The following is a 9,177-nucleotide window of genomic DNA, read 5'->3' as shown; positions in this document are numbered from 1 at the left end:
GGCGGGAGGGCGTGCGGCGCCCTCCCGCCCGGCCGCCCCCGTCTCCCGGTCGCACCCGCCCCGCGGCCCGGCGGCGGGTGGCGGGGCGGGTCAGGGGGCGTGCACGTCCAGGTGGGCGCGCAGGGCGCGGGCGATCTCCCCGGCGGCGGCGATCTGCTCCGGGGTGAGGGCGTCGACGAACAGCTCGCGGACCGCGGTCAGGTGCGGGACGGTCGCGCCGTGGAAGGCCGCCGCCCCCTCCTTCTCCAGGACGATCTCGGCGCCCCGGTTGTCGACGGCGCAGTCCTCGCGGCGGATCAGCCCGCGCCGCTCCATGCGCTTGAGGTGGTGGGAGAGGCGGCTGCGCTCCCAGCCGACGGCGTCGGCCAGCTCGGAGGAGCGCAGTCTCTCCCCCTCGGCCTCGGACAGGGCGAGCAGGACCGTGTAGTCGGACGGCGAGAGCCCGGTCTCGTTCTGCAGGCGCGCGGCCAGCTCGGCGCGCAGGGCCTCCGTGGTCTCGGTGAACGCGCGCCAGTCGTGCAGTTCCCCGCGGGTGGGCAGGCGTCGGCGCCGCCGCACCCGGGTGTCGTCGCTCATCTGAGGGCCTCCCTCTCGACCACCTGATTGACACGTCAATCATATGATTGCATAATTGACGCGTCAATCAATATGCGGCCGGGGGCCGACGCCTCCCCGTCAAGGAGGACACCCATGTCTGACCTGCTGTTCGGACTCGACACCTTCGGCGACGTCCCCGAGGGCGACAACGGAGAGCTGCTCTCCTACGGGGCGGCCATCCGCCAGGTCGTCGACGAGGCCGTCCTCGCCGACGAGATCGGCGTCGACGCGATCGCCCTGGGCGAGCACCACCGGCCCGAGTACGCCATCTCCACCCCGGAGACCGTGCTGGCCGGGATCGCCGGACGCACCTCCCGCATCAAACTCGGGTCGGGTGTGACCGTGCTCAGCTCCGACGACCCGGTGCGGGTCTTCCAGCGCTTCGCCACCGTGGACGCCCTGTCACGGGGGCGGGCCGAGGTCATCCTGGGCCGCGGCTCGTTCACCGAGTCCTTCCCGCTGTTCGGCTACGACCTGCGCGACTACGACGTGCTGTTCGAGGAGAAGATCGACCTCTTCGTCAAGCTGCTCGACGAGAAGCCGGTGACCTGGAGCGGCACGGTCCGCGCCGACCTGGAGAACGCCGACGTGTTCCCCAAGACCGAGTCCGGGCGGCTGAACACCTGGGTCGGAGTCGGCGGCTCGCCCCAGTCGGTCATCCGCACCGCGCGCCACGGGCTGCCGCTGATGCTCGCCATCATCGGCGGGTCCCCGGAGCGCTTCAAGCCCTACACCGAGCTGTACGAGCGGGCCGCGGCGCAGTTCGGCACGGTCGCGCACCCGGTGGGGATGCACTCCCCCGGGTTCGTCGCCGACACCGACGAGCGGGCCAGGGAGATCTTCTACCCGCGGTACAAGGTCATCCGCGACCGGATCGGCGCCCAGCGCGGCTGGCCGCCGCTGCGCCCGGAGGAGTTCGAGTCCGAGATCGCCCACGGGTCGATGTACGTCGGCTCGCCCGAGACCGTGGCCCGCAAGATGGCCGCGGCCGTCCGGGCCCTGGGGGTGGGCCGGTTCGACCTGATCTACTCCTCCGGGTCGACCCCGGCCAAGGACCGCATGCGCGCGGTCGAACTGTACGGGACCCGGGTCGTCCCGATGGTCCGCGACATCCTCGCAGGCTGACTCCCGACCGGAAAGGCGAAGACCCATGAACGGGATGGAACAGGCGGGCGCCCTCACCCTGGGCGTCCTGGGCGCGGGCAAGGTCGGCACGGTGCTGGCCCGGCTGGCGCTGGCCGCCGGGCACCGGGTGCTGATCGCCGGGTCGGGCGACCCCGCGGAGATCGAGCTGACGGTGTCCGTGCTCGCCCCGGGCGCCGAGGCGGTGACCGGGGAGGAGGCCGCGGACAAGGCCGACGTGGTGGTGCTGGCGCTGCCGCTGGGCAAGTACCGGGCGATCCCGGCCGGGGCGCTGGCCGGCAAGGTCGTCATCGACGCGATGAACTACTGGTGGGAGGTGGACGGGATCCGCGAGGACCTGGTGGACCCGCGCACCTCCTCCAGCGAGATCGTCCAGGGGTTCCTGTCCGGGGCCCGGGTCGTCAAGGCGTTCAACCACATGGGCTACCACGACCTGGAGGACGGGGCACTGCCCGCCGGCTCCCCCGGGCGCCGGGCGATCGCGGTCGCCGGGGACGACCCGGCCGACGTGGACCTGGTGGCGGGCCTGGTGGACGCGCTCGGGTTCGACCCGGTGGTGGCCGGTCCGCTGGCCGCGGGCGTGCGCCTGGAGCCGGGCACCCCGGCCTTCGGCGCGAACGTCGGCGCCGGGGAGCTGCGGGAGATGATCACGCGTTTCCCCGACTCCGAGCGCGGGCGCGCGGTGATCGCCGCCCGCGGCGGGGCCCCGGCCTGAAGGCCGCTCCGGCCCCCGGCGGGTCCCCGGCACGCCCCCAGGTGACGCCGGGGGCGCGGCCCCGGGTGGGATCGGTCACGTGAAGCGGATGGACCCGAGTGCCATTTGTGGAGTTCCCACAAGGTTCGGCCCCAGCTGTGAGTGATTCGGAATATCGCATGCCCGAGAGTGATCCAGGAGAGTAGAGGAACAAGCTGGGAAAGGCGGCCTCCACACCCCGGAGGTCGCCTTCTGTCGTCAAACAATCGGGGAGGTCGGCCGGTGTTCGGTCGTGTCGCCATCGTCAACCGTGGAGAGGCCGCGATGCGGCTCATCCACGCCGTCCGAGAGCTTTCCGCCGAAACCGGGGCACGGATCGAAACGGTCGCCCTCTACACCGACGCCGACCGCAACGCCACCTTCGTGCGCGAGGCCGACATCGCCTACTCCCTGGGCCCGGCCGCGGCCCGCCCCTACCTCGACCTCGCCGTCCTCGAACGCGCCCTGGTGGAGACCGGCGCCGACGCCGCCTGGGTCGGCTGGGGCTTCGTCGCCGAGGACCCGGCCTTCGCCGAGCTGTGCGAGAAGGTCGGCGTCACCTTCATCGGCCCCAGCGCCGACGCGATGCGCCGCCTGGGCGACAAGATCGGCGCCAAGCTGATCGCCGAGGAGGTCGGCGTCCCGGTCGCCCCGTGGAGCCGCGGCGAGGTCGCCACCCTGGAGGACGCGCTGCGCGCGGGCGAGGAGATCGGCTACCCGCTGATGCTCAAGGCCACCGCGGGCGGCGGCGGGCGCGGCATCCGCAAGGTGTCCTCCGGCGAGGAGCTGGCCGAGGCCTACGAGCGCACCGGCCAGGAGGCGCTGCGCGCCTTCGGCTCCGGCGTCGTCTTCCTGGAGCGCCTGGTCACCGGCGCCCGCCACGTCGAGGTCCAGGTCATCGCCGACGGCCAGGGCACCGCCTGGGCACTGGGCGTGCGCGACTGCTCCGTGCAGCGCCGCAACCAGAAGATCATCGAGGAGTCCGCCTCCCCCGTCCTGGCCCCCGAGCAGGTCGCCGACCTCAAGGCCTCGGCCGAGCGGCTCGCCGTCGCCGTCGGCTACCGCGGCGCCTGCACGGTGGAGTTCCTCTACCACCCCGGCGAGAAGCTGTTCGCGTTCCTGGAGGTCAACACCCGCCTCCAGGTCGAGCACCCCATCACCGAGGTCACCACCGACACCGACCTGGTCCGGCTCCAGCTGCACGTGGCCTCCGGCGGCCGCCTCGAGGGCGCCCCGCCCCGCGAGGAGGGCCACGCCGTCGAGGCCCGCCTCAACGCCGAGGACCCCGACCGCGACTTCGCCCCCTCCCCCGGCCGCATCACCCACCTGCGCTTCCCCGTCGGCCCCGGCATCCGCGTGGACACCGGCGTGCGCGAGGGCGACGAGATCCCCGCCGACTTCGACTCGATGATCGCCAAGGTCATCGCCTACGGCAGTGACCGCGAGCAGGCGCTGGCCCGGCTGCGCCGCGCGATGGCCGAGACCACCGTCGTCATCGAGGGCGGCGCCACCAACAAGGGCTTCGTGCTCGAACTCCTGGACCAGCCCGAGGTCATCGACGCCGGCGCCGACACCGGCTGGATCGACCGCGTGCGCGCCGAGGGCCGCCTGGTCGACCACCGGCACTCCGCGGTCGCCCTGGCCGCGGCCGCCATCGAGGCCTACCTGGACACCGAGGAGGTGAGCCGCCGCCGGCTGCTGTCCACCGCGCACGGCGGCCGTCCCCAGGTGCAGCACGACCCGGGCCGCCCCCTGGACCTCAAGCTCCGCGGGGTCGGCTACCGGGTGAGCGTCGCCCGGACCGGGCCGGACCGCTTCCGCGTCGGCGTCTCCGGCGGCGGCGACGTCCACCCCGCCGACGTCTCGCTGGAGCGCTTCGACGCCTACAGCGGCCGGATCACGGTCAACGGCCACCGGTACCGGATGGTGTCGGCCGTGCACGGCCCCGTCCACCTGGTGGAGATCGACGGCGTCACCCACCGGATCAGCCTCGACGAGGGCGGCGTGGTCCGCTCCCCCGCCCCCGCCCTGGTGGTCGCCACCCCGCTGGCGGTCGGCGACGAGGTCGAGGCGGGCGCCCCCATCCTGGTGCTGGAGAGCATGAAGATGGAGACGGTGCTGCGCGCGCCGTTCCGCGCCCGCGTCCGCGAGTGCCCGGTGTCCGTGGGCGGCCAGGTCGAGACCGGCGCCCCGCTGATGCGCCTGGAGCCGCTGGCCGACGAGGACGAGGGCACCGCGCAGGAGTCCGGCTCCGCCGTGGAGATCGACCTGCCCGCCGAGGCCGCCGCCCCCACCGCCGCCGAGCGCGCCGAACGCGGCCTGCGGGACCTGCGCGCCGCGCTGCTGGGCTACGACTTCGACCGCGCCGAGGTCGACCGGGCGCTGGCCGGCTACCTGGCCGCCCGCGCCGAACTGGGCGACCGCCCCTCCGAGGGCGAGCTGGAGCTGGTCGCGCTGTTCGCCGACCTGTCCGAACTGAGCCGCAACCGGCCCGCCGGGGCCTCCGACGCCGAGCGCGACGCCCAGGTGCACAGCCCCCGCGAGCTGTTCCACGGCTACCTGCAGAGCCTGGACGTGGAGCGCGCCGCGGTCACCCCGGCGTTCGAGGCCACACTCACCGCGGTCCTGGCCCGCTACGGCGTCACCGGCCTGGACCGCACCCCCGAGCTGGAGGACGCGGTCTTCCGGATCTTCCTCACCCAGCAGCGGATGGCCGCGCACGTGGAGGCCGTGTCCGGGCTGCTGCGCGCCTGGCTGGCCGGGGCACAGCCCGCCCAGGCCATCGCCGAGCGCGCCGGGCTCACCCTGGAGCACCTGGTGGCCGCCACCCAGGTCCGCTTCCCGGCCGTGTCCGACCTGGCCCGCGGCGCCGTGTTCCGCTGGTTCACCCAGCCGCTGCTGCGCCGCAACCGCGCCGAGGTGTACGCGGCGGTCCGCGACGACCTGCGCCACCTGGACAAGAACCCCGACGCCCCGGACCGCGCCGAGCGCATCCAGGCCATGGTGGCCGGGTCCGAGCCGCTGGTCCGCCTCATCGGGCAGCGCATCGGGCGACCCGGCCGCGACCACGGGCCGCTGCTGGAGGTGCTGACCCGCCGCTACTACGGCAACCGCGGCCTGTCCGCGGTCTCGGTCGGCGAGACCGCGGGCTGCCGGACGGTCACCGCCGACCACGCCGACCCGCGGGGCGCCACCCGCCTGTTCACCACCGCGGTGGACATCTCCGCGCTGCCCGCAGCGCTGGAGGCCGTCGCCGCGGCCGCGGTCGGCGCGCCCGAGCGGGGCTTGGTCGCCGACCTCTACATCGGCTGGGAGGACCAGCCGGACGTGGACGCGATGGCGGTGCGCCTGGGCGAGCTGCTGGCCGGCCGGGAGTTCCCGGCGGGCGTGCGCCGCATCACCACCACCGTGGCCGGCGCGGGCGGCACCGTGATGCACCACCACTTCACGTTCCGCCCCGGAGAGGACGGCCTGTCCGAGGACCGGCTCATCCGCGGCCTGCACCCCCAGCTGGCCCAGCGGCTCCAGCTGCAGCGGCTCCAGGAGTTCGACCTCACCCGGCTGTCCTCCGCCGACGAGGAGATCTATCTGTTCAAGGCCGTGGCCCGCAGCAACCCGGCCGACGAGCGGCTCATCGCGCTGAGCCAGGTCCGCGACCTCACCCCGCTGCGCGACTCCGAGGGCCGCCTCATCGCGCTGCCCGCCGTGGAGGACACCCTCAGCGGCTGCCTGGAGGCCATCCGCAACGTCCAGGCGCGGCGGCCCCAGCACAAGAGGTTCGACACCAACCGCATCCTCATGTACGTCTGGCCGTCGACCGAGATCGACCTCGATGAGCTGGACACCCTGGTGCAGCGCATCCTGCCCACCACCGAGGGCGCCGGGCTGGAGGAGGTCCAATTCGTGGCCCGCCAGCGCAACGCCGGCGGCGAGCTGGCCGAGGTCGCGGTGCGGATCACCCTGGACCCCGCCCAGGGTCCGCAGGTGCACATCGACCGGCCCTCCACCGAGCCGGTCCCGGTCCTGGACAACTACCGCCAGAAGGTGCTGCGCGCGGCCCGCCGCGGCACCGTCTACCCCTACGAGCTCACCGGCATGCTCACCGGCCCTCAGGGCTCCTTCGTCGAGCACGACCTCGACGGCGACGGGAACCTGGTGCCGGTGGACCGCCCCAAGGGCGGCAACACCGCGGCGCTCGTCGCGGGCGTCGTCACCACGCCCACCGCGCTGCACCCGCAGGGCGTCACCCGGGTGGTGCTGTTCGGCGACCCGACCAAGGCGCTGGGCGCCCTGTCCGAGCCCGAGTGCTCGCGGGTGATCGCCGCCCTGGACCTGGCCGAGCGGATGGGGGTGCCGCTGGAGTGGTTCGCCCTGTCCGCGGGCGCCCGCATCTCCATGTCCTCGGGCACCGAGAACATGGACTGGGTGGCGGCCGCGCTCCGGCGCATCGTCGAGTTCACCCAGGCCGGTGGCGAGATCAACATCGTGGTCGCGGGCATCAACGTCGGCGCCCAGCCGTACTGGAACGCCGAGGCGACGATGCTCATGCACACCAAGGGCATCCTGGTGATGACGCCGGACTCGGCGATGGTGCTCACCGGCAAGCAGTCGCTGGACTTCTCCGGCGGCGTGTCCGCCGAGGACAACTTCGGCATCGGCGGCCACGACCGGGTCATGGGCCCCAACGGCCAGGCCCAGTACTGGGCGCCCGACCTGCCGGCCGCCCGCGACGTGCTGATGGCGCACTACGAGCACACCTACATCGCCCCGGGCGAGGAGAAGCCGCGCCGGGCGCAGACGACCGACCCCGTCGGCCGCGACGTGTCCGACTACCCGCACCGGGTCGACGGCAGCGACTTCACCACGGTCGGGGAGATCTTCTCCGCCGAGCACAACCCGGACCGCAAGAAGCCCTTCGACATCCGCACGGTCATGCGCGCCCTGTCCGACCTGGACCACCCGGTGCTGGAGCGCTGGGCGGGCATGGCCGACGCCGACACCGCGGTGGTGCAGGACGTGCACCTGGGCGGGCAGCCGGTCTGCCTGGTCGGCATCGAGTCGCGGTCGGTGCCGCGGCGCGGCTTCCCGCCCGCCGACGGCCCCGACACCTACACGGCGGGCACGCTGTTCCCCAAGTCGTCCAAGAAGGTCGCCCGGGCGATCAACGCGGCGTCGGGGAACCGGCCGCTGGTGGTGCTGGCGAACCTGTCCGGGTTCGACGGCTCGCCGGAGTCGATGCGCGCCCTCCAGCTGGAGTACGGCGCGGAGATCGGCCGGGCGATCGTCAACTTCGACGGCCCGATCGTGTTCTGCGTGATCTCCCGCTACCACGGCGGCGCGTTCGTGGTGTTCTCCAAGGCGCTGAACCCGAACATGACGGTGCTGGCCCTGGAGGGCTCGTTCGCGTCGGTGCTCGGCGGCGCCCCGGCGGCGGCCGTGGTGTTCTCCGGCGAGGTGGACAACCGGACCGCGCGCGACCCGCGCGTGGTGGAGCTGCAGAACCGGGTGGCCGAGACCAGCGGCGCCGAGCGGGCCGGGCTCAACACCAGCCTGGCCGAGGTGCGCGCCTCGGTGCGGGCCGAGAAGCTCGGCGAGGTGGCCGCGGAGTTCGACCGGGTGCACAGCATCCAGCGCGCGGTCGAGGTGGGCTCGGTGGACGCGATCATCGGCGCGGCGGAGCTGCGGCCGCGGATCATCGAGGCCATCGAGCACGGCCTCAAGCGCTGACCGGCGCCTGAGAGGGCCCGGCGCCGTGTGAATTCATATGGGCCGCCGGGCCCTTTCGCGTGCCCGCCGCCGGTGGCGGTGCGAGGCGGCGCGAGGCGGCCGGAACCGGCGGATCCGCGCAGGGAGCCGCCGGATCCGCGCGCGCGGCCCCGGATCGGCGGCGCACGGGGCCCGGCGGGACCAGAATCGGTACAGGTGCCGGGGGCGGCCCGCACCCGCGCGCAGAGGGGATCCGAGGGTGTACGTGAGGACGTTCGGGCCGGCCGGGGCCCCGGCCGTGCTGCTCCTGCACGGCGGGGGCGTCGCCGGGTGGATGTGGGACCCGCTGCGGGAGCGGCTCGGGGACGGGGTGCGGCTGGTCGTCCCCGACCTGCCCGGGCACGACCGCGGCGCCGACGCACCGTACCGTTCGCACGAGCGGACGGTGCGGGAGCTGGCCGACCTCCTCGAACAGGAGCGGGGCGGCCCCGCGGCGGTCGTCGGGTTCTCGCTCGGCGCCCAGCTCGCGGTGCTGCTGGCCGCGCACCGGCCCGACCTCGTCGACCGGGCCGTGGTGGTGAGCGCGCAGGCGGTGCCCACCCCGTTCCCCGCGCTGACGGTCGGCCTGGTCGGCGCGACCGCCGGGCTCGCCCGCCACAGGCGGTTCGCCGAACTCCAGGCCAGGGAGCTGTTCATCCCCGAGCCGCTGATGGATGACTACCTGCGCACCTCCGCGGGGATCTCCCGGCGGACCCTGACGGCGGTCGTCGGCGAGAACATCCGGTTCACGGTGCCCGCGGGCTGGGCGGACTTCCCCGGCCGGGCCCTGGTGCTCGCGGGCGCCCGGGAGCGGAGGTTCATGCGTGACTCCGTCCGCGTGCTCCACGAGGCGCTCCCCGGCAGCGAGGCCGACATCGTCGAGGGGTGCGGGCACGGCATCCCCCTCCAGCGGCCCGACCTGCTCGCGGGGCGGCTGCGGGAGTGGCTGTAGCCGCGCC

General features: G+C 74.1%; 5 protein-coding genes. 4 read left to right on the top strand and 1 reads right to left on the bottom strand.

The features are described 5' to 3' along the window. Window positions 1-90 precede the first annotated feature (90 nt). Complete coding sequence (locus tag ACJOT3_RS09650; RefSeq protein ID WP_406971049.1) at window positions 91-576, bottom strand: MarR family winged helix-turn-helix transcriptional regulator; 486 nt, start codon at window positions 574-576, stop codon at window positions 91-93. 114 nt (window positions 577-690) lie between these two features. Between ACJOT3_RS09650 and ACJOT3_RS09645 the strand changes: the two genes are divergently transcribed. The 4 genes from ACJOT3_RS09645 to ACJOT3_RS09630 all read left to right on the top strand — a co-directional run bounded on the left by ACJOT3_RS09645 (window position 691) and on the right by ACJOT3_RS09630 (window position 9,170). Next, a complete protein-coding gene (locus tag ACJOT3_RS09645) occupies window positions 691-1,722 on the top strand; it encodes an LLM class flavin-dependent oxidoreductase (protein ID WP_406971047.1) in 1,032 nt (343 codons plus the stop codon). A gap of 25 nt (window positions 1,723-1,747) precedes the next feature. Then, a complete protein-coding gene (locus ACJOT3_RS09640) occupies window positions 1,748-2,455 on the top strand; it encodes an NADPH-dependent F420 reductase (RefSeq protein ID WP_406971045.1) in 708 nt (235 codons plus the stop codon). A 261-nt stretch (window positions 2,456-2,716) separates the two neighbouring features. Continuing rightward, window positions 2,717-8,200 carry an ATP-binding protein gene (locus ACJOT3_RS09635; protein WP_406971043.1) on the top strand — a complete coding sequence of 1,828 codons (5,484 nt, stop codon included), beginning with the start codon at window positions 2,717-2,719 and terminating at the stop codon, window positions 8,198-8,200. A 244-nt stretch (window positions 8,201-8,444) separates the two neighbouring features. Further along, window positions 8,445-9,170: an alpha/beta fold hydrolase gene (locus ACJOT3_RS09630; protein WP_406971041.1), complete on the top strand. Its 726-nt coding sequence runs from the start codon at window positions 8,445-8,447 to the stop codon at window positions 9,168-9,170. Window positions 9,171-9,177 lie beyond the last annotated feature (7 nt).

This window comes from Nocardiopsis protaetiae (assembly GCF_045446735.1).
Lineage (GTDB): Bacteria > Actinomycetota > Actinomycetes > Streptosporangiales > Streptosporangiaceae > Nocardiopsis > Nocardiopsis protaetiae.
The sequence above is the reverse complement of the archived record's forward strand: the minus strand, read 5'-3'. Positions and strand labels throughout refer to the sequence as shown.

Coding starts and splice junctions, on each gene's coding strand:
- ACJOT3_RS09650 (WP_406971049.1), bottom strand. CDS start 576: ATGAGCGACGACACCCGGGTGCGGCGGCGCCGACGCCTGCCCACCCGC.
- ACJOT3_RS09645 (WP_406971047.1), top strand. CDS start 691: ATGTCTGACCTGCTGTTCGGACTCGACACCTTCGGCGACGTCCCCGAG.
- ACJOT3_RS09640 (WP_406971045.1), top strand. CDS start 1,748: ATGAACGGGATGGAACAGGCGGGCGCCCTCACCCTGGGCGTCCTGGGC.